This is a genomic window from Muribacter muris, from assembly GCF_004569585.1.
Taxonomy (GTDB): domain Bacteria; phylum Pseudomonadota; class Gammaproteobacteria; order Enterobacterales; family Pasteurellaceae; genus Muribacter; species Muribacter muris.
The window spans coordinates 1-20,813 of sequence record NZ_SPPA01000024.1 but is presented as its reverse complement, the minus strand read 5'-3'; the positions used below and the strand labels follow the sequence as shown (position 1 = coordinate 20,813).

At 44.6% G+C, this 20,813-nt stretch carries 17 protein-coding genes; 13 read left to right on the top strand and 4 right to left on the bottom strand.

The genetic code is table 11. The annotated features are described in order from the left end of the window. Positions 1-23: 23 nt before the first annotated feature. From E4T80_RS10160 to E4T80_RS10135, 6 genes are all read left to right on the top strand, one after another. Positions 24-1,610 (top strand): ABC transporter substrate-binding protein, encoded by a 1,587-nt coding sequence (locus E4T80_RS10160; protein ID WP_135058066.1) that lies wholly within the window; start codon positions 24-26, stop codon positions 1,608-1,610. A 164-nt stretch (positions 1,611-1,774) separates the two neighbouring features. Next, positions 1,775-2,728, top strand: coding sequence for an ABC transporter permease (locus E4T80_RS10155; protein WP_135058064.1), 954 nt, complete (start codon positions 1,775-1,777; stop codon positions 2,726-2,728). Next, positions 2,728-4,683 carry a dipeptide/oligopeptide/nickel ABC transporter permease/ATP-binding protein gene (locus E4T80_RS10150; RefSeq protein ID WP_135058062.1) on the top strand — a complete coding sequence of 652 codons (1,956 nt, stop codon included), beginning with the start codon at positions 2,728-2,730 and terminating at the stop codon, positions 4,681-4,683. Before E4T80_RS10155 ends, E4T80_RS10150 begins: the two co-directional genes overlap by 1 nt. 3 nt (positions 4,684-4,686) lie before the next feature. After that, positions 4,687-5,493, top strand: a complete 807-nt coding sequence (locus E4T80_RS10145; protein WP_047977137.1) for an ABC transporter ATP-binding protein — start codon at positions 4,687-4,689, stop codon at positions 5,491-5,493. A gap of 321 nt (positions 5,494-5,814) precedes the next feature. Next, a complete protein-coding gene (locus E4T80_RS10140; protein WP_135058060.1) occupies positions 5,815-6,453 on the top strand; it encodes a hypothetical protein in 639 nt (212 codons plus the stop codon). A gap of 400 nt (positions 6,454-6,853) precedes the next feature. Then, positions 6,854-7,291 carry a hypothetical protein gene (locus E4T80_RS10135; protein ID WP_135058058.1) on the top strand — a complete coding sequence of 146 codons (438 nt, stop codon included), beginning with the start codon at positions 6,854-6,856 and terminating at the stop codon, positions 7,289-7,291. Positions 7,292-7,515: 224 nt separating this feature from the next. Here E4T80_RS10135 and E4T80_RS10130 read toward each other — a convergent pair whose 3' ends face one another. After that, entirely contained in the window at positions 7,516-8,082 is a 567-nt protein-coding gene (locus E4T80_RS10130) for a UbiX family flavin prenyltransferase (protein WP_135058056.1), read from the bottom strand. Positions 8,083-8,173: 91 nt separating this feature from the next. On the opposite strand from E4T80_RS10130, the gene ttcA reads away from it, so the two are divergent. From ttcA to E4T80_RS10110, 5 genes are all read left to right on the top strand, one after another. Continuing rightward, complete coding sequence (gene ttcA / locus E4T80_RS10125) at positions 8,174-9,121, top strand: tRNA 2-thiocytidine(32) synthetase TtcA (RefSeq protein WP_135058054.1); 948 nt, start codon at positions 8,174-8,176, stop codon at positions 9,119-9,121. Positions 9,122-9,150: 29 nt separating this feature from the next. Next, positions 9,151-10,533, top strand: a complete 1,383-nt coding sequence (locus tag E4T80_RS10120; protein WP_135058052.1) for a Na+/H+ antiporter family protein — start codon at positions 9,151-9,153, stop codon at positions 10,531-10,533. Positions 10,534-10,600: 67 nt separating this feature from the next. Next, positions 10,601-11,404, top strand: a complete 804-nt coding sequence (gene xthA, locus E4T80_RS10115; protein WP_135058050.1) for an exodeoxyribonuclease III — start codon at positions 10,601-10,603, stop codon at positions 11,402-11,404. Between the two features lie 307 nt (positions 11,405-11,711). Continuing rightward, complete coding sequence (locus E4T80_RS12820; RefSeq protein ID WP_167740719.1) at positions 11,712-11,882, top strand: hypothetical protein; 171 nt, start codon at positions 11,712-11,714, stop codon at positions 11,880-11,882. Then, positions 11,882-12,166 carry a type II toxin-antitoxin system RelE/ParE family toxin gene (locus E4T80_RS10110; RefSeq protein WP_135058048.1) on the top strand — a complete coding sequence of 95 codons (285 nt, stop codon included), beginning with the start codon at positions 11,882-11,884 and terminating at the stop codon, positions 12,164-12,166. Before E4T80_RS12820 ends, E4T80_RS10110 begins: the two co-directional genes overlap by 1 nt. A gap of 278 nt (positions 12,167-12,444) precedes the next feature. Here E4T80_RS10110 and E4T80_RS10105 read toward each other — a convergent pair whose 3' ends face one another. Further along, positions 12,445-14,103, bottom strand: coding sequence for a putative transporter (locus E4T80_RS10105; RefSeq protein ID WP_135058046.1), 1,659 nt, complete (start codon positions 14,101-14,103; stop codon positions 12,445-12,447). Positions 14,104-14,293: 190 nt separating this feature from the next. Here E4T80_RS10105 and gltS point away from each other — a divergent pair, with 190 nt between their 5' ends. Then, a complete protein-coding gene (gene gltS, locus E4T80_RS10100; protein ID WP_135058044.1) occupies positions 14,294-15,508 on the top strand; it encodes a sodium/glutamate symporter in 1,215 nt (404 codons plus the stop codon). Positions 15,509-15,539: 31 nt separating this feature from the next. Here the strand turns inward: gltS and E4T80_RS10095 are convergent, their stop codons facing one another. Then, the gene (locus E4T80_RS10095) at positions 15,540-15,920 is read right to left on the bottom strand and encodes a YacL family protein (protein WP_135058042.1); all 381 of its coding nucleotides are present in this window, start codon (positions 15,918-15,920) and stop codon (positions 15,540-15,542) included. 190 nt (positions 15,921-16,110) lie between these two features. Here E4T80_RS10095 and xseA point away from each other — a divergent pair, with 190 nt between their 5' ends. Then, on the top strand, positions 16,111-17,445 hold the full coding sequence (gene xseA, locus E4T80_RS10090) for an exodeoxyribonuclease VII large subunit (RefSeq protein ID WP_135058040.1): 1,335 nt from the start codon (positions 16,111-16,113) through the stop codon (positions 17,443-17,445). A gap of 145 nt (positions 17,446-17,590) precedes the next feature. On the opposite strand, the gene gyrA is transcribed toward xseA, so the two are convergent. Then, on the bottom strand, positions 17,591-20,251 hold the full coding sequence (gene gyrA, locus E4T80_RS10085; RefSeq protein ID WP_135058038.1) for a DNA topoisomerase (ATP-hydrolyzing) subunit A: 2,661 nt from the start codon (positions 20,249-20,251) through the stop codon (positions 17,591-17,593). Positions 20,252-20,813: the final 562 nt, after the last annotated feature.

Genomic DNA, 20,813 nt, shown 5'->3' with positions numbered 1-20,813 from the left:
ACAACACCTTAAAGGAGTCTTTTATGGCTAAACATTTTGAACATAACGAATCTCGCCGTGGCTTTATGAAATTGGTTGCCGGCGTAGGAGCAGGTATTGCGTTTAGCGGCACATTGGGTTCGCTCTCCTCAAATGCGTATGCCGCACCGGCAGCAGGCTCAACGATTGAAGCCGGTATTGCTTACCCTATCTCCACCGGTTTTGACCCGCTGACTTCAAGCGGTGCATCATCATTAGCCGCTAACTTACATATCTTTGAAGGGTTGGTTGATTTACATCCGGCAACACGTCAGCCGTATTTAGCCCTTGCGGCGAAAGAGCCGGAGCAAGTTGATGACACCACTTGGCGTGTTACTTTGCGTGACGGTGCAGTATTCCATAATGGTAATCCGGTTACTGTCGAAGATGTAGTTTACTCGTTTGAACGTGTGCTTGATCCGGCAAAAGCCTCTTTATTTGCTCAATTTATTCCGTTTATTGAGACGGTGAAAGCGGTCGATGATAAAGTGGTGGAATTTAAACTGAAATATCCGTTTGCGTTGTTTAAAGAGCGTTTAACCATTGTTAAAATTGTCCCGAAAGCCTTGGTTGAAGCTGGACAATCGGCATTTGACGCCAATCCGGTCGGTACGGGGCCTTATAAATTTGTGTCTGCCGTCAAAGACGATCGTATCGTATTTGAAGCCAACTCGGCTTATAACGGTATCTATCCGGCACAAGTGGAAAAAATGACGTGGTTCTTACTCTCTGACGATGCCGCTCGTGTAACAGCCCAAGAGTCCGGTCGTGTACAAGCGATTGAAAGTGTGCCGTACTTAGATGCGGATCGTTTAAAACGTAAAGGCACGGTTGAAGCGGTGCAATCTTTCGGCTTACTGTTCTTAATGTTTAACTGTAAAAAAGCGCCGTTTGATAACCCGAAAGTACGTCAAGCCTTACATCACGGCATTGATACGCAGAAATTGATTGATGTGGCATTCTTCGGTAATGCACAAAAAGCGACATCCTATGTGCAAGCGACTCACCCTGATTATGTGAAAGCCGACACTCAATATGAATACAGCAAAGAGAAAGCGGCGGCATTACTCAAAGAGGCGGGTGTTGAAAAATTAGAATTTGAACTGCTTTCAACCGATCACTCTTGGGTGAAAGAGTGTGCGCCGTTAATTCTCGAATCTTGGAATGCCATTCCGGGCGTAAAAGTGAGCTTGAAACATCTACAATCCGGCGCACTATACGGCGGGCACGTGGATAAAGGCTTATATGAAGTGGTGGTTGCACCGGGTGATCCGTCTGTTTTCGGTAATGACCTTGATCTATTACTTAGCTGGTGGTTCCGTGGTGATGTTTGGCCGAAAAAACGTTTTGGCTGGTCAGACACACCGGAGTATGCGGAAGTCCAAACATATTTAGACGAAGCGGTTAAAGCGAAAACAGCCGAAGAAGCGAGAGGTTTCTGGACAAAAGCCATCAATGTTATTGCGAAAGAAGTACCGCTCTATCCAATCGTGCATCGTAAATTACCAACGGCGTGGAACGATAAGCAATTATCCGGCTTCCAACCGTTACCGACAACCGGTCTTTCTTTTGTCGGCGTTGGTCGCAAATAATTATTAAGTTGTATCCGCCTACGGCGAGTAGGCGGCATTAAGAGGCCTTACCTAAGGAATACCCTTTTACAAGCGGTCTTTATGTGTGAATTTTTTACAAAAACCGACCGCTTGCTTACCCTCTCATAGCTATCTATCCACTCACCGTTTAATCGGAGAATAAAATGGAAATTGTACTTCGTTTGTTATTACGTCGCCTAATGGCTTTGCCGATTATGATGCTTGGCGTAACAGCATTAGTGTTTATTGTTTTGCAATTCACGCCGGGCGACCCTGCCACTGTGGCATTAGGGGAGAGTGCCAGTGAAGCGGCAAAAGAACTATACCGTGAACAGCACGGACTGAATGACCCCATTATCGTCCAATATTTTCGCTTTATTGTGAATTTATTGCAGTTTGACTTCGGAATGACTACACCACCGGAGCAGCCGATTATTGATATGATCGGCAAATCATTTCCGCTCACATTACAACTGACATTCATCGGCGTATTTTTAGCAGCGATTATCTCTTTCAGCCTTGGCGTGTTAGCCGCCTTGCACCGAGATCGTTTGATTGACCAAATTATCCGCTTTATTTCGGTTGCCGCAGTCGCGACACCGTCATTTTGGTTAGGGATTTTATTGATCCAATGGTTCTCCCTTGAATTAGATTGGTTACCGTCAGGCGGATTTGTCCCCCTCAGCGAAAGTGTCGGCGGATATATTGCGTCAATGGCACTGCCGTCTTTAGCATTAGCCATTCCGGTTTGTGCCTCGCTTATCCGTGTGGTACGTACTTCAATGGTGGAAGAGATGGATAAAGATTATGTCCGTACGGCGATCGGTAACGGCGTACCCTATGCTACGGTGATCCGTCATAATGTTTTACGCAATGCGCTAATCACGCCGGTTACCGTACTGGGTTTGCGTGTCGGTTATTTGCTTGGCGGCGCAGTGGTTATCGAACAGATTTTCGATTTGCCGGGAATGGGTAAATTGATTTTTAACGGTATTGTTAATCACGATTTGCATTTAGTTCAGGGCGTTGTCTTGACGATTGCGTTTACTTTCGTGGTAGTGAATATTATTGTGGATATTCTTTACCTGCTGATTAACCCAAAAATTCGGAGTCTATAATGTTTCGCCAAGGATTAGCTCAACGACTTGCGTCGGGCGGTGCAAGATTTAGAGCGTTACCAACCAGTTCAAAAATCGCCCTCGGCTTTATTGTTTTCGTTGCACTTATTGCGGTGTTTGCCCCTTGGGTCGCCACTTACGATCCGCTTCAAACGATCAGACCGGTACAATCACCAAGTGCAGATTATCTGTTTGGCACGGATCGCCTCGGGCGTGATGTTTTCTCCCGTATTGTGTATGGGGCGAGAACCTCCCTCTTTATCGGTTTAGGAGCAGTAGGCTGTGCGATTATTTTCGGGAGTATTCTCGGTGCAACGGCGGCAACCGCACAAAAATTCGGCAATGAAGTGATTATGCGCTTGATGGATATTCTGATGGCGTTTCCGGGGATTGCACTCGCTGCCGTCTTGATTGCCACATTCGGTAATTCTTCTCCGGTCATCATCATCACGATTGCGATTGTTTATACTCCGCAGTTAGCCCGTGTGGTACGTGCAAATGTGGTGGCGCAATGGGAAGAAGATTATGTGCGTGCCGAGCGGGTCATCGGCGGTAGCCGCACCTATATTTTGCTTAAACACGTGGTACGCAATACTGCCGCACCGGTTTTGGTTTTTGCGACCGTAATGGTTGCCGATGCGATTGTACTGGAAGCCTCCCTATCATTTTTAGGGGCAGGCGTGCAGCCGCCATACCCGTCTTGGGGGAATATTTTAGCGGAAGGGCGTAATCTTGTCTTAAGCGGTTTCTGGTGGGCAACAACCTTTGCCGGAATGATGATTTTATTGACCGTACTGGCACTGAATATTCTCGCGGAAGGTTTAACCGATGCATTGGTGAACCCAAAACTCAAACGCAGTCCGACCACGAAAAAAGAAGATGTATCTAAACCGCTTTCGACCGATGTGCAAGAAGCAATGGCAGAGAGGCTTGCCCTTAAACGTTACTTATTGAAATTAAATGAGAAAGAGAAAAGTCGTACCGATCGTATGCAGTTAGATCCGAATGCAAAACCGATCTTACAAGTTAAAAATCTCTCTATCCGTTTCCCGAACCGCTATGGCGATATTCCATTGGTGGATAATATCAGCTTCACCGTTAATGAAGGGGAAACAATGGGCTTGGTGGGTGAGTCCGGTTGCGGTAAATCAATTTCTGCTTTCTCAATTATGGGACTATTGCCAAGTACGGCGAAAATTAGCGGAGAAATTCTATTTACGGATCGCAGCGGTAAACAACATAATTTATTAACCTCGCCGGATCTCAACAGCCTGCGTGGACACGAAATTTCAATGATCTACCAAGATGCACTCAGTGCGTTAAATCCGTCAATGCGGATCAAAGACCAAATGGCACAGTTGATCAGCCGTGGCGGTAAACAAAGCGCAGAAACCTTGTTACAGTGGGTGAAACTCGATCCGGAAAAAACGCTCAACCGTTATCCGCACGAACTATCCGGCGGGCAACGTCAGCGTGTGCTGATTGCAATGGCGTTAGCCAGAGAGCCGAAATTACTGATTGCGGACGAGCCGACAACTGCCCTTGATGTAACGGTACAAGCGGAAGTGATTAAGTTGTTGAATGAACTGCGGGAAAAACTAGGGTTTGCGATGGTGTTTGTGAGCCACGATTTAGCTTTGGTTGCTCAAATTGCACACCATATTACCGTAATGTACGCTGGGCAGGTGGTAGAAGCTGCGCCGACGACACCGTTGCTAGAAAACCCAACCCACGAATATACCCGTGGCTTATTAGGGTCGGTACTTTCTACGGAATGTCGGGCGGAACGTTTATATCAAATTCCGGGCAGTGTACCGTCGCCGTTTGATTTTGCAAAAGGCGACCGTTTTGCCAGCCGCTCGCTCAGACCGGATGCAAATCCGAATCAACGTTTAAAACTTGTGCCGACGGGCGATCATCCTAAGCACCTTTGGGCTTCTCATTTGGAGGGATAAATAATGAGTATGAAACCATTAAAAGCACAACCGATCATTGAATTAGATAACATCGTCGTGCAATTTCCTTCCCGGGACGGTTCACTATTTAACCCGAAAAAATTCACGGCGGTTGGCGGTGTGAGTTTGACAATTAACGCTGGTGAAACGGTTGGGATTGTCGGACAATCAGGCTGCGGAAAATCTACCCTCGCCAGTGTGATTATCGGATTACAAAAACCGACACAAGGCTCGGTCAAATTTAACGGCTTACAAATGAAGTATGGCAGTACAGAAGCGCGTAAACAGTTTGGGCGGCAAGTGTCTGTCATCTTCCAAGATCCGGCAACCGCGCTTAACCCGAGAATGCGGGTGTTGGATATTCTCAAAGATCCGATGGATATTCATAATATTCTACAACCGCACGAGCGGGAAAAACGGGTATATGATTTACTTTCACGGGTAGGCTTGCCCCGTTCGGCGGCACTGGTTGAACCAACCCGCTTATCCGGCGGGCAAAAACAGCGGGTGGCTATTGCCCGTGCCTTAGCGCTTAATCCGAAACTGATTGTCGCTGATGAACCAACCTCCGCACTCGATGTTTCCGTACGGGCACAGGTATTGAATTTGTTAGCGGATCTGAAAAAGGAACTGAATTTGGCGATGGTATTCATCTCCCACGATTTGCAAACGGTGCGCCAAGTATCCGATCGCATAGTGGTAATGAACGGCGGCTTGATTGTCGAACAAGGCAAAGCCAATGATGTTTTCGATCATCCGGAGAAAGAGTATACCCGTATCTTACTTGATGCAGCGCCGTCGTTGCTTTAGTTAATACAAGCGGTAATATCCTAGTAGATTTTTACAAAATGCCCGATGTTGATATCGGGCATTTGTATTTACTTTGAAAGATTGTATTTGTTATTTCGGTTTTATTGGTGATATTTATCTATGTGTTTTCTAAAACGATCTTGTATCCATTCTTTTATCTTTATTATGTGTATAAAACTCGCAGCCTAGAGAGATATAAATCACCTCACAAATTTTGAACATTTATCTATTTTTTATACTAAACAGATGTTATTCTGCGCAAATAAACACCTATTGTGCTGAAAAAACATCACTGCCAATGATGATAAAAGGAAAGCCCGAATGAAAAAGTTAAACCGATTCTACCTCATCTTCATTTTAAGCATAGGTATCCTCATCGCTTATGCACTATACAAAAAAGACAAAGCCGAACAATGTGCTAAGGCAGGCGTAGAAAACACCATATACAGCTTTATTGATGCTATGAAAGAGGATCGGGATGATAGCAAAAAACGATACGATTCCTGTAACTATGACGAGCGATGTGAAATCTGGATAATACCGAAAACAACCATTGAAGAATTCGCTGATAAAGCCACTGATTATCTCAATCACAGCAAGCCTTCCTTTATCATAGATGCCGACGGAGATCCCGCACAAATAATGGAATTTGACACTACCCTATTTATAAAAAGTATCAAAGGCAAGCGGCTACAGACATTTTCAATCAATGAGTTTAAGTACAAATCTGTTGTCTATGAGTTCGGCTCCGAATTGCAGCTCTACAATCAAGAAGATTTTGTGATTAAAGATCATAAATTATTTATGAAAATGAAATATTTAGGTGGTATATATAATGGTCCTAGTTATCGGTTTTGGGATAAAATTACGCAAGGACATAACATCACTCGAATATACCCTTTAGATGAATGCAAAAATATAATTGGACTTTATACGTTTGACCTATTAGTTAAGGAGTAAATATGACCATTATTAGAATGAACCAAGAGTACGATAAGCTTACACTTGATGCTTAGCTATAAAAGAAAAAATACTCATATTTCTTATTTTTCAAATATCCTCTCTTAGCCGTTTAAGCCGTTTTCTCACCGCTATTCATCACTCAACATTCCTGCTTCCTATTTTGTTTAAAAAATGTGAAGCACCTCACAAATTTTGAATATTTATCTATTTTTGTACTAAACAGGTGCTATTCTTCAACAAGAATCGTAAAATACACAGAGGAAATAAGATGGTCAGTATAAAAAGTATGAAAAAATATATAAATCCAAGGAACATTATTTTACTACTTACATTAATATGTATATACCCTTTTGGGGATTATTTGGCCGCCCGTATAGTTACCCCTATCCGCTGTAAAATGTGGGAAGGTAAAGAAGTCGAAATCTTTCTTACCCCTGAAGAATGGCGAAAACTATCAGGTGTTAAGGAATCCTTAAAAGATACAGAATGGATATACTATCCTACTATTGAAGGAGAGCCTGAACAAGAACCTTTTTTTATCAAAAATCAAGGGTTATATAAACCTGTAATGTACTTCAATGGTAATGAGCATAGTTTATCCAGTGTGAACAGTAGATATCCTAACGTAAACATATATACATATGTGTATCCAGAAACTATTTTTGGACATAATACCTTTATTCTTTACGACCATAAACTTGAAAAAGTTATCGTGCAATATAATGATATTGCAGGTTATATGATATCCCCATTATCTGGATTAGCTGACAGCTATCGCTGTAATAATAGTCATATTTCAGATGGGATTGAGCTAATAGAAAAATATTTAAACTAAGGAGATTAAAATGTCTAATAACAACTTTGCTTTATTCGTTACAAGAGATTTAAGGTGAGCTAATAAATAGAGCAAATTAAATAAAAACATTAAATTTCTATAAATGTTTTTTCTTAATTTAAAATTTACTCACCTTTTAGAACGAGATCTATCCTTAATCTCTCTCCATTTGTTTAATTGTAAAAAATGGTGTGGAACTGACCGCTTGTAGTTACTTTTTGTAGTTATTTTCCTGTCCAACGTGGCATTTCAATGTTCAAATCAAACAGATCTAATGCTCTGGCGGCAGAGTGGGTAATGATTTCATCGGCGGTTTGTGGTTGGTGATAAAGTGCCGGTACGGGCGGGAAGATAATGCCGCCCATTTCCGTTACTTTCCGCATATTATCAATATGGGCGAGGTTAAGTGGGGTTTCTCTCACCATTAGTACGAGCTTTCGGCGTTCTTTGAGGACGACATCGGCAGCACGGCTCAATAGATTGTCGCTAAAGCCGTGTGCAATGCCAGCGAGGGTGCGCATTGAGCAGGGTGCAACTAGCATTCCTAAGGTTTTAAACGAGCCGCTCGCAATACTTGCACCTAAATTATGGATAGGGTGGATAACATCAGTAAGAGCCAAGACTTGTTGCTCGCTGATAGATGTTTCGTATTGTCGGGTTAATTCAGCCCCTTTTGAGAGCACAAGATGCGTTTCAATATCCTCTAATTGATTGAGTAGTTGCAACGCTTTGTAGCCATACTGAAAACCGCTTGCGCCGCTAATGCCGAGAATAATTCGTTTGGTTGCCATTTTTATCCTAAAAACTTGAAAAAAATAGGGAAGTGTTTACTATGTGCCATTTTATTAAAGTTTAAATATAACGACACGCATTTTGAGCATTATGACCCAAGATTCCTTTCAAAACACGCAAAAAGAGAAAAAAAACGTTTATAACCTGAATAAGTTGCAAAAACGCTTACGCCGTAATGTCGGCAATGCGATTGCCGATTTTAATATGATTGAAGACGGCGATCGGGTAATGGTTTGTTTATCGGGCGGCAAAGACAGCTATACGTTGTTGGATATTTTGTTGAACCTTAAAATCAATGCGCCGATTAATTTTGAATTGGTGGCGGTGAACCTCGACCAAAAACAGCCGGGCTTTCCCGAACATATCTTGCCGGAGTATCTCACGCAAATCGGGGTGGAGTATAAAATTGTCGAAGAAAATACCTACGGTATTGTGAAAGAGAAAATCCCCGAAGGTAAAACCACCTGTTCGCTATGCTCACGTCTTCGCCGTGGTATTCTTTACCGCACGGCAACCGAGTTGGGCGCAACGAAAATTGCATTAGGGCATCACCGAGACGATATGTTGGAGACCCTCTTTTTGAATATGTTCTACGGCGGCAAATTAAAAAGTATGCCGCCGAAGTTGATTAGTGATGACGGCAAGCAAATCGTGATTCGCCCGTTAGCCTATTGTAAAGAAAAAGATATTGAGAAATACGCCGAAGCAAAACAATTCCCGATCATTCCGTGTAACTTGTGCGGCTCGCAGCCTAATTTACAGCGCCAAGTCGTAAAAGAAATGCTGCAAACTTGGGATCGTCAATATCCGGGGAGAATTGAAACAATGTTCAGTGCGCTGCAAAATGTGACACCGTCCCATTTATGCGATCCGGCGTTATTTGATTTTAAAGCGATCCGCCACGGGCAGCACTTAGACGGCATTGAGGGCGATATTGCCTTTGATAAAGCCGACATTCCGTCTATGCCGATTGTGCAAGAGGACGAGGATATGCTAGATTATACGGAAAATGGCGTCATTAGCGTTAAACCGATTTAATTTTATTATTCAAAGAGAGGTCAAACACAATGTTATTTACTAATGAGGTTGTCATCTCAATTATCGTGTTACTCGCACTGAGTTTGTTGCGAATTAACGTGGTACTTGCGTTGATTATTGCCGCCTTAACCTGCGGTATTTTGGGGCACTACGGTGTCAATGAAGCAGGCCTCAGCGAAGCACTGAATCTGACGATTAAAAACTTCACCGGCGGTTTAGGTGGTGGGGCGGAAACGGCGATGAACTATGCTGTATTAGGGGCGTTTGCGGTTGCCTTATCCAAATCGGGCGTAACCGATTTACTTGCCTACAAAGTGATCCGTGCCTTTGGGCAACGTCCGTCTGGTCGCTCGGTATTTTGGTTTAAATATCTAGTCTTATTTACCCTTGTACTGTTTTCAATGTCATCTCAAAACGTCATTCCGGTGCATATTGCTTTCATTCCGATTGTCGTCCCGCCGCTATTAAGCGTGATGAATCAGTTGAAAATCGACCGCCGTGCCGTAGCCTGTGCCTTAACTTTCGGTTTAACTGCCACCTATATGCTGATTCCGGCGGGCTTTGGGCAAATTTTTATCGAAAGTATTTTAGTGAAAAATATCAACACCGCTGGCGAAAAATTTAACCTCATCACCAATACCGCACAGGTTACGCAGGCGATGTTAATTCCGGTATTAGGTATGATTTTGGGACTATTATTTGCACTATTTGTCTCTTACCGTAAGCCTCGTGTTTATGCAGAAGTAGCGGAAGCGCAAGCCGATGATATTGAGCAGCGTGTCGCACAGGTCAAACCGTTCCACATCGGCGTTAGCATTGCCGCGATTGTGGTAACCTGTTTTGTGCAACTTAGCACCAATTCTACCGTAGTTGGCGGTTTAGCCGGTTTAGTGATTTTTGCATTAGGCGGGATTTTTAAACTGAAGCAAAGCAATGATATTTTCCAAGACGGCTTACGTTTAATGGCGATGATCGGCTTTGTGATGATTGCAGCCTCTGGCTTTGCCAATGTCGTGAATGCAACGGGCGGTGTACCGGCTCTAGTAGAAGGGGTAAACGGTGTGATCGGTGCTGGTAATAAAGGCATCGCTGCGCTCTTGATGTTAGTTGTCGGGCTATTTATTACAATGGGGATCGGTTCATCGTTCTCGACTGTGCCGATTATCACCTCAATTTATGTGCCGCTGTGTATTTCCTTTGGCTTTTCGCCGCTGGCAACGGTGGCTATCGTGGGGGTTGCCGCAGCGTTAGGTGATGCGGGTTCACCGGCTTCGGATTCCACCTTAGGCCCGACTTCCGGTTTAAATGCGGACGGCAAACACGATCACATTTGGGATTCTGTCGTGCCGACCTTTATTCACTATAACATTCCGTTGCTTGTATTCGGCTGGATTGCCGCAATGGTATTATAATTTTGCAAAAAAATGCTGATAACAGACCGCCTGTCGCGGTCTGTTTTGCGTATCAACAAGGACAAAAATGAAATTTATCTCTTTTAATATCAATGGCTTGAGAGCAAGACCGCATCAATTGGAAGCCCTGATTGAAAAACACCAACCGGACGTATTGGGATTACAGGAAATCAAAGTTGCCGATGAAGACTTTCCCTATGATTTGGTAAATCACTTAGGCTACCACGTTTTTCACCACGGTCAGAAAGGGCATTATGGCGTGGCATTGCTGACCAAAGCCAAACCGTTAGCCGTGCGAAAAGGCTTTCCGACTGATGAAACAGATGCACAGAAACGAATGATTATGGCGGATCTTGAGACGCCTTTTGGCGTACTCACAGTGCTGAACGGCTATTTTCCGCAGGGCGAAAACCGCAGCCACGAAACCAAATTTCCGGCAAAACAGAAATTTTATGCGGATTTACAGCACTATTTGGAGAGCGAGCTTAACCCGCAAAATCCTATTGTAATTATGGGAGATATGAATATCAGCCCGACTGATCTGGATATCGGCATTGGCGAGCCGAACCGCAAACGTTGGTTGCGGGACGGCAAATGCTCTTTCCTGCCGGAAGAGCGGGAGTGGCTGGCTCGTTTGCACGGTTACGGCTTGGTCGATACGTTCCGTCAGCTCAATCCAAACGCTGATGATAAATTCTCGTGGTTTGATTACCGCTCGAAAGGCTTTGACGATAATCGTGGATTGCGGATTGACTTGGTGTTGGCATCAAAACCGTTAGCCGATCGTTGTATCGAAACGGGGATTGACTTAGAGATACGGGCAATGGAAAAACCATCCGATCACGCACCGGTTTGGGCAGTGTTTAAATAAATGCAAGCGGTTGGATTGAAGCATTTTTTTGCAAAGTCTTAAACCGTCAAAACAGCGATATGATATCGGGACGCTTGTGTAGCGTCCCGATTTTTATTGCATACAAATTTAGTACTACGTAGCTGTAGATCAATCTCACATTTTGTGAGGAATAGTAATGCACACATAGTGATTTCACTATTGACTCAATTTAATTTTTCTTTAGAGTAGTAGGAAAAGTAAGTTAGATAAGGTTAATTGACTTTTATATTCTTGGTTTGTATAGTTGGTTGACAAATAGTTCAAAATGAGCATTAAGAGGAAAGATATGGAAGCAACGTTATCTCATGATTTAGGTCTTGAAAAGAAACAACCGAGTTTCTATACAGATGATGAATTAGCTTTGCTTTATAAGCTAGAAAATGGTTTGGTTGAAGCTAAGTCTCATGATCAAGTAATGGAAAATTTACGTAAAACATTGGGTTTAGACGAGAAATAATGAAATTTGATTATGAGATTATTTGGTATGGCTTAGCTGAAATTAAGTTATTAGATCAAGCGAGTTATATCTTAAAACAATCAAAAAATGTCGTTATTGCCGAACAATTTTATGATGCAATTAAGAGCGAGGTAGATAAACTCGCTTATACTGCTGATGTATATCGTATCAGAAAGAAAAAAGAAATTTCTATTTTGAACGGTAAATATCAAGTGAAATTTATTATTGGTAAAGATTGCGTTTATATTGTGGATTTTAAGTCTGCGAGGCAAAATACATATTAAAATTATATATAGCTCTTTTAAAAGTTTTTCTGCCTTAAAATAGTATAGAAAAAGTGGCAAAGAACTTAGAGGTCAATCTAATTTGGATTTAGCCTATAAGAATGGATAAGTGTTAGTTAAAATCAATGAAAGGCTGTAAAGCCGGAATGAAGATAATCAAGATTGCTGTAATAGTCGTAGAATAAGTCTATTTTGTTTAGCCACAGTCGGCAAAAGGGAAGCGGTGCTTCCCTTTATTTTTGCAAAGAATATTACCGAACCAACCGCTTGCGTTTAGACTAGCCCGTTGTCCAGAGTAAAATTGCCAGCAGTTGCGGTAGGATAATGCGGCAGAACATAACGAGCGGGTAGACGGTTGCGTAGGAGAGAGCTGCTGCGCCGTTGCCTTCTTTGATCGCATTGGCAAAGGCGAGTGCCGGTGGATCGGTCATTGAGCCGGCGAGTAATCCGCAGATCGAGAGATAGTTCATTTTGCCGTAGAGGCGGGCGACAATGCCGGTGATAATCAACGGAATAAAAGTAATGGTTGCGCCGTAAGCAATCCACGCTAAGCCGTCATTACTGAGCAGGGTATTGAGGAAATTCCCGCCGGCTTTCCAGCCGACTACCGCCAAAAAGAGGACGATACCGATTTCCCGCAGCGCTAAGTTAGCACTCGGCGGCATAAACCAGTAGAGCTTACGGAAGCTGCCGATGCGGGCTAAAATGAGTGCAACCACCAATGGCCCGCCGGCTAAACCGAGTTTGAGAGCAACGGGGAAACCGGGCAGGTAAATCGGGATAGAGCCGAGCAGCACGCCTAAGCCGATACCGATAAAAATCGGCAACATTTGAACTTGCTGTAATTTCTGTTGGGCATTGCCGATAATCGCCATTACCGATTCAATATCTTCTTCCCGTCCGACTAAATTCAGTACGTCCCCAAATTGTAATGTCATCTCGCCGGTCGGCACTAATTCGACACCGGCACGGTTAAGGCGGGAGATCACCACATCATATTTACCTTTTAGCATCAGTTGGCGGATTTTTTTACCGAACACTTTTTCGTTCGTTACCACCGCCCGTTCGCTGCGAAACAATGTGCCTTTCGTTGAAAGGGAAATATTGGCGATTTCGCCGATGATAAGCTGCATTTTGTGCAGAGCATTTTTTTCGCCGACAAGGTGCAGTACATCGCCGATTTGAATAGTAGTATCGACTTTCGGCACATACAATTCTTCTCCTCGTTTGAGGCGGGAATAGACGACTTCGTGCTGCTCAAAGTCGGGCAGTTCCTTGAGCATTAAGCCGTTTAAATTTGGGTTGGTTACTCTGACATTGAGGGTACTTAGCCCCTCTTTTTTCGTATTTGAGCTACGCTCAAAGTTCTCGGCTTCCTGATCGACATTGATTTTCAGCACAATACGTACCAACCACATCGTCAATAAAATGCCGATAATGCCGAACGGGTAGGCAATGGCGTAGCCCATACCCATTACATCCGTGCTGGCTTCGCCGCCCAATTCAGCCAGTACTTGCTGCCCTGCGCCGAGTGAAGGCGTATTAGTTACCGCACCGGAGAAAATGCCTAAAATCACCGGTAACGGAATATCCCACACTTTGTGTAAAATAACGACCAATAGACCGCTTGTGCCGACAATCATCAGCGCAAAGGCGTTCAGTTTTAAGCCGGAGTGGCGGAGCGAGGAGAAAAAACCAGGGCCGACCTGAATGCCGATGGTATAAACGAATAAAATTAAGCCGAACTCTTGGATAAAATGTAGCGTGTGGGCATCAAGGGAGATACCCAACTGGGTCATAAAATGGGAGACGATGATCCCGCCGAACAGCACGCCGCCGATCCCGAGGCTGACCCCTCGGATTTTAATATGCCCAAGCCACAGTCCCACCACGGCAACAAGCGCCAGCAGGCTGACCGTTAATGCAATTTCGCTCATAAGCGCCTCATCTAATCAAATATTACTGACGATATTCTAGCAAAGCCGATAGATAAAAAATGCGATCTATTTCAAAATTGTCAGATAAAGTCCGTAAAAGACGTGAGGAAAATGCCCTGATTTTGACAAAATCAGCGGATTTGGGTAGCATTGTCGGTTTCTTATTTATCGTGTTTATATAGGAGGCATTGTGGAGCCGGTTGTACTGAATGGCTATCATACATTAATTGCGGCGACCCTCGTGTTATTGATTGGTCGTGTTTTTGTGAATAACATCAAATTTCTACAAGATTTTAACATTCCCGAAGCCGTTGCAGGCGGTCTGTTTGCAGCAGGCATTATCTTCTGTTTGTACCAATTTGCAGGCATTACCTTTGAGTTTGAATCATCATTGCAAACGGCGTTTATGTTGGTCTTTTTCTCCTCGATTGGTTTAGCAGCGGATTTCTCACGTTTAAAACAAGGCGGTATGCCGCTTGTGATTTTTTTAGTGGTGGTGAGCGTTTTCATTATCATTCAAAACAGCGTCGGGGTCGCTTTGGCTTCAATGTTGGGGTTAGATCCGTTAATGGGGTTATTAACCGGCTCAATCACCCTAACCGGCGGGCACGGCACAGGGGCAACTTGGGGTAAGATTTTTGCAGAAAAATACAATATTACCGGTGCGGTAGAAATGGCAATGGCATCGGCAACCTTCGGGTTGGTCGCCGGCGGCTTAATCGGTGGGCCGGTGGCTCGCCGTTTGGTGAACGGAATGAAAATCAGCCCGTCAAAACAATCTGCCAAAGTGGATTCATCGGACAAATATGCGGGCGATACCTTTGAAGATGCGGATAATGTACGTTTAATCACCGCCACATCAGCGATTGAGACAATGGCACTATTTGCCGCGTGTTTGGCCTTTTCGTCCGTAATGTCGAAACTGTTTCCGGATCTCGGTTTACCGCAATTCGTTTGGGCATTGGGCTGTGGCGTGTTGTTGCGTAATATTCTGACCCTCGTATTTAGATTCGATATGTTCGATCGGGCGATTGACGTATTCGGCAACGCATCATTGAGTTTATTCTTAGCGATTGCGCTGATGAGCATTAAATTATGGCAATTAGCGGGGCTTGCTGGCTCAATGCTGATTATTTTGTTGGCGCAAATGCTGGTAATGATTGTGTATGCCTATTTTATTACCTATCGGGTAATGGGGAAAAATTACGACGCAGCGATTTTATCAGCGGGGCATTGCGGCTTCGGATTAGGAGCAACGCCGACTGCGGTGGCAAACATGCAATCGGTTACCGAAACTTTCGGGCCTTCGCATAAAGCGTTCCTGATCGTACCTCTTGTCGGGGCATTTTTTGTGGATTTCATCAACTTAGGGGTGATTTCCGCCTTTATCAATGTCTTAAAATAACCGAAACGAAAGGGCGATTTTTCGCCCTTTTTTAGTGGTAGGTTGTTAAAAAGCGTTGATAGGCTTGTAGAAAGGCTTCAAAATCTTCCAGCCCGCAAAAAGCGATACTTTCTTCATTATAGAAATGAAACCCTTCTTCCATTTCCGCTAAATCGTCAAAGGCAATATCAATATTGTTGGCTTTTGCCATCACTTCTTCGGCACTCAAATATAAACTATACTCCCGCCCTTCAAAAATCGCTTCATAATAGGGCGAATTGGCGGTGCGGCATTGCTCAATTTCGTTGAAAATATTCGCCAAATCTTGCGGTTGATGCGCGATTTCCGTATTCAGCCAACGGGCAAAGGCTTCGTGATCCATTGAACATTTTGCCACGACCCCGTGCATTGTGTGGGTAAACTGGTATTCCATTTCTGTATCCTTCTTTTCGAAAAGTGTCGCCAGTGTACCATTTTTTACGCAGGACGGCTAATGCCGTGCGTTGTGCAAGCGGTCGGATCATCGCCAAAATATACAATGGACAAAGATCGCAGCGGTGGCTAGATCCGCACTATAATCTGGGATAAACTGCACAGGCTACAAATTTAACCACAGTGAGAATATGTCGAATACAATTTTTACCGTTACGCAACTCAATTACTCGGTCAAGCATCTGCTTGAAATGGAATTTGGCAGTGTGTGGCTGATGGGGGAAATTTCCAACTTTAGCCAGCCGGTATCGGGTCATTGGTATTTAACCTTAAAAGATGAAGCGGCGCAGGTGCGTTGCGCAATGTTCCGAATGAAAAATATGCGGGTCAATTTTCGCCCGCAAAACGGAATGCAAGTCTTGGTGCGGGCGAGTGTCAGCCTCTACGAGCCGAGGGGCGATTATCAAATTATTATTGAGTCAATGCAGCCGGCGGGCGATGGTTTATTACAGCAGCAATTTGAACAGCTAAAGATGAAGCTTGCGGCGGAAGGCTTATTTGCTCAAGAACGCAAAAAAGTATTACCGGCATTTGTGAAAACGGTGGGCATTATCACCTCGTCAAGCGGGGCAGCATTGCAGGATATATTAAACATCTTAAAACGGCGTGATCCGAGTTTGACAGTGGTGATTTACCCGACCCTTGTGCAAGGCAAAGAAGCGGCTAAAGAGATTGTGCAAATGATTGCGTTGGCAAACCGGCGTAGAGAGTGTGAAGTGCTGATTGTCGGGCGTGGCGGCGGTTCATTGGAGGATTTGTGGTGCTTTAACGAGGAAAGTGTCGCACGGGCGATTGCGGCTTCGGATTTGCCGATCATCAGTGCCGTCGGGCACGAAACCGATGTAACGATCGCCGACTTTGTTGCAGATGTGCGTGCGCCGACCCCCTCTGCCGCCGCCGAGCTTGTCAGCCGTAACCAACCGGAATTAGTACGGCAGTTACGCCATCAACAAGATAAAGCAAGTTTGGCGTTTGATCGTTTATGGGCGGATAAAATCGGGCGTTTCGAGCAGCTAAAATTACGATTAAATGCACAGCACCCAAGCCGTCAATTACAGCGCCAAAGTGAGCAACTCACTCGTCTGGAAAAAAATCTGGCTCAACAGCTTCAGCAACTGTTGTTGCGTAAACAGCAAAGGTGGCAAAGGCTGGCTCAGCGTGTTGAACAAAACCCATTACCGCACTATGTTAAACAGCATCAGCAACGCTGGGCAAGCCTATCGCAACGGCTGCATTATACAATGGAAAAACGCCTCTCGTACGACAGCCAAATCTTTGGGCAACTCTGTGCAAAATTAGAGAGTCTAAGCCCGCTGAGTGTCTTAGCGAGGGGCTATTCCGTTACGCAGAATGAACAAGGCGTTGCGTTACTTAGCAGTCAATCCGTTCAGATCGGAGAAAAGATCATTACTCGCTTAGAAAACGGGCGGATTATCAGCCAAGTGGTCGGTACGACAAGCGGTTAGTTAGGAAGAAATTTTTGCAAAAGCCCGATTTTATATTACAAACAGACTTTCAATATCATTGAGCTTTGTAATGGCTATATAGTGTAATCAATAAAAAGGGGATACTAAGGTATCCCCTTTAATATAGCTTGTTACTTACAGTGTATTAGGCGTTCTCGTTGGTCGCCTCGGTATCGTTTTCTTCGTCCTCGATCTCACAGATACGTTCGAGGCTGACCACTTGTTCATCTTCAGCGGTACGGATAATGCGTACCCCTTGAGTGTTACGTCCCACCAAACTCACTTCATTCACACGGGTGCGGACGAGGGTGCCGGCATCAGTAATCAGCATAATCTGATCGCTCTCTTCGACCTGTACCGCTGCCACGACTTTACCGTTGCGTTCGTTCACCTTAATCGATACCACCCCTTTGGTCGCACGGGATTTAATCGGGTATTCCGACAGGGCGGTACGCTTGCCGTAGCCGTTTTGGGTAACGGTCAGGATTTCACCTTGATTATGCGGAATCACGAGAGAAACCACTTTATCGGTATTCAGATTGACGGAAGAGTCGTCTTCTTCATTCTCGATCGGCTCAATATCGGCGTCTTCTACTTCGTCCGACAGTTCGGCGGTCGCTAGTTTAATCCCACGCACACCGGTTGCCACACGTCCCATTCCGCGCACGGCGGTTTCGGCAAAACGTACCACCCGCCCTTGTGCGGAGAACAGCATAATTTCGCTATTGCCGTCGGTAATATCCACGCCGATCAATTCATCGCCTTCGCGAAGTTTAAGGGCGATCAGACCGCTTGCACGCACATTGCTGAACGCATCAAGGGATACTTTTTTCACTGTACCGCTGGCGGTCGCCATAAAAATAAATTTATCGTCACTAAATTCACCGTTCGGTACGGTTAGAATGGCGGTGATCCGCTCATTTTCTTCTTTGACTAACGGTAGAATATTGACAATCGGTGTGCCCCGTGCACCACGGCTGGCTTGCGGTAATTGATAGACTTTCAGTTGATATAAACGTCCTCGGCTGGAGAAGCAGAGAATAGTGTCGTGGGTATTGGCAACCAGTAATTTCTCAATGAAATCGTCTTCTTTCATTTTGGTTGCCGATTTGCCTTTACCGCCACGGCGTTGCGCTTCGTAGTCGGATAACGGCTGATATTTCACATAGCCGGCGTGGGAGAGTGTAACCACCACATCTTCCTGTGCGATTAAATCTTCAAGGTTAATATCGCCGGAAGCCGAGGTAATTTCGGTGCGGCGTTCATCGCCAAATTCCGCTTTCACTTTTTCAAGCTCTTCGCGGATCACTTCCATTAAGCGTTCGGCGCTGTTGAGAATGTGGAGCAACTCGCCGATTTCAACCAAAATAGTTTGGTATTCGTCTAAGATTTTTTCGTGTTCCAAGCCGGTTAAGCGGTGTAGGCGTAATTCTAAAATTGCTTTGGCTTGGGCTTCGGATAAATAATATTCACCGTTGCGGACACCGTACTCCTCCGGCAATTCGTCCGGACGGGCGGCATCTACGCCTGTGGCTTCTAGCATTGGTGCAACATTCCCCAACGCCCAAGGACGAGATAACAAACCTTCACGAGCTTCGTCCGCCGTTTTGGATTGGCGGATAAGCTCAATCACCGGATCGATATTGGCTAACGCAATCGCTAACCCTTCTAAAATATGCGCACGTTCGCGGGCTTTGCGTAATTCAAAAATGGTTCGGCGGGTAACGACTTCACGGCGGTGCATCACAAAGGCTTCAATAATCTGTTTTAAATTCAACAGTTTCGGCTGACCGTGATCGAGAGCAACCATATTGATACCGAAGGTTACCTGCATTTGTGTGAGCGCATAGAGATTGTTCAGTACCACTTCGCCCACGGCATCACGCTTGATTTCAATCACGATGCGTAGCCCGTCTTTGTCGGATTCATCACGCAACTCGCTAATGCCTTCGACTTTTTTCTCTTTCACCAATTCGGCAATTTTTTCGATTAGGCGGGCTTTGTTCACTTGATACGGAATTTCGGTAACGATAATCTGCTCACGCCCCTTGGCAGTTGTTTCAACACTGGCTTTTGCACGCACATAGACTTTGCCCCGTCCGGTACGGTAGGCGTCCTCAATCCCTTTGCGTCCATTGATGATCGCCGCCGTCGGAAAATCCGGGCCCGGAATGTAGCGCATCAATTCCTCAATGCTGATCTGATCATTTTCGATATAGGCTAAGCAGCCGTCCAGCACTTCATTGAGATTGTGCGGCGGAATATTGGTTGCCATACCAACCGCAATCCCCGAAGAACCGTTTACCAACAATGCGGGAATTTTAGTCGGCAAAACATCGGGGATCATCTCTTTGCCGTCATAGTTCGGTGAGAAATCAACGGTTTCTTTGTCGAGATCGGTCAGCAATTCTTGGGTGATTTTCTGCATACGTACTTCGGTATAACGCATTGCTGCCGGTGCATCGCCATCAATCGAACCGAAGTTACCTTGACCGTCCACTAACATATAACGTAAAGAAAACGGCTGTGCCATCCGCACAATCGTATCATACACCGCAGAATCGCCGTGAGGGTGGTACTTACCGATAACATCACCGACCACACGTGCCGATTTGACATAAGGTTTGCCGGCAGTATTGCCGCTTTGATCCATTGAAAAGAGTACACGGCGGTGAACGGGCTTCAACCCGTCCCGCACATCAGGCAATGCCCGCCCGACAATCACTGACATCGCATAGTCAAGGTACGAGCTTTTCAGCTCCTCTTCAATACTGATCGGTGTAATATCTTTGGCTAATTCGCTCATTGAAACGTCCTAATCCTTTTTAATATGCCCTGCCAACAGGGAAAATTGTTGCGAATTATAGCATAAAAGTTATAAAAACGGGGGATTTTCGCTAATACTTGCTAACTCAGAGACTGGCTTGTAGGGCTTTGAATTGATAGGTAAATATCAGAAAACTTATACCCTTGTGTAAGGAGTTGGCTTCACTAAGAATAAAAAGCTATTCTTAATTGATTCTTTGAATTTTAAGATAGCATTGGGCGAGGTATTGAGTCCAGCGGTTTAGTCGATAAACTAGCGGTTGAATTAGGAAATAAATCTAATATAACGTCTAAGATTGTTTAAATCTGGTTCAGTAGAATCTATGGTTTTGTGTAATTCAGTATTTAATGCTGGATCAATATCCTGTAAATTGGCAAGGATATAATTGTTGCCGGTGGTATTTGAAAGATTTCATAAAAGCGAGCGAGATAAGTTTTGCGAAAAAAGTGAGATAATTTACTTCTCGACTTGTTTCACATACTGCAACAGTCTTACATTTTTATCCCCAGCCCACAATATCGCCTATCCGCTTTATCTTCTA

Bases quoted from the DNA above. Each gene is read 5' to 3' on its own strand.
- E4T80_RS10160 (WP_135058066.1), top strand. From the start codon at position 24: ATGGCTAAACATTTTGAACATAACGAATCTCGCCGTGGCTTTATGAAA.
- E4T80_RS10110 (WP_135058048.1), top strand. From the start codon at position 11,882: ATGAAATTTGATTATGAGATTATTTGGTATGGCTTAGCTGAAATTAAG.
- E4T80_RS10140 (WP_135058060.1), top strand. From the start codon at position 5,815: ATGAAAAAGTTAAACCGATTCTACCTCATCTTCATTTTAAGCATAGGT.
- E4T80_RS10105 (WP_135058046.1), bottom strand. From the start codon at position 14,103: ATGAGCGAAATTGCATTAACGGTCAGCCTGCTGGCGCTTGTTGCCGTG.
- E4T80_RS10150 (WP_135058062.1), top strand. From the start codon at position 2,728: ATGTTTCGCCAAGGATTAGCTCAACGACTTGCGTCGGGCGGTGCAAGA.
- xseA (WP_135058040.1), top strand. From the start codon at position 16,111: ATGTCGAATACAATTTTTACCGTTACGCAACTCAATTACTCGGTCAAG.
- E4T80_RS10145 (WP_047977137.1), top strand. From the start codon at position 4,687: ATGAGTATGAAACCATTAAAAGCACAACCGATCATTGAATTAGATAAC.
- E4T80_RS10135 (WP_135058058.1), top strand. From the start codon at position 6,854: ATGTGGGAAGGTAAAGAAGTCGAAATCTTTCTTACCCCTGAAGAATGG.
- E4T80_RS10095 (WP_135058042.1), bottom strand. From the start codon at position 15,920: ATGGAATACCAGTTTACCCACACAATGCACGGGGTCGTGGCAAAATGT.
- E4T80_RS10120 (WP_135058052.1), top strand. From the start codon at position 9,151: ATGTTATTTACTAATGAGGTTGTCATCTCAATTATCGTGTTACTCGCA.
- E4T80_RS10130 (WP_135058056.1), bottom strand. From the start codon at position 8,082: ATGGCAACCAAACGAATTATTCTCGGCATTAGCGGCGCAAGCGGTTTT.
- xthA (WP_135058050.1), top strand. From the start codon at position 10,601: ATGAAATTTATCTCTTTTAATATCAATGGCTTGAGAGCAAGACCGCAT.
- E4T80_RS10155 (WP_135058064.1), top strand. From the start codon at position 1,775: ATGGAAATTGTACTTCGTTTGTTATTACGTCGCCTAATGGCTTTGCCG.
- E4T80_RS12820 (WP_167740719.1), top strand. From the start codon at position 11,712: ATGGAAGCAACGTTATCTCATGATTTAGGTCTTGAAAAGAAACAACCG.
- gyrA (WP_135058038.1), bottom strand. From the start codon at position 20,251: ATGAGCGAATTAGCCAAAGATATTACACCGATCAGTATTGAAGAGGAG.
- ttcA (WP_135058054.1), top strand. From the start codon at position 8,174: ATGACCCAAGATTCCTTTCAAAACACGCAAAAAGAGAAAAAAAACGTT.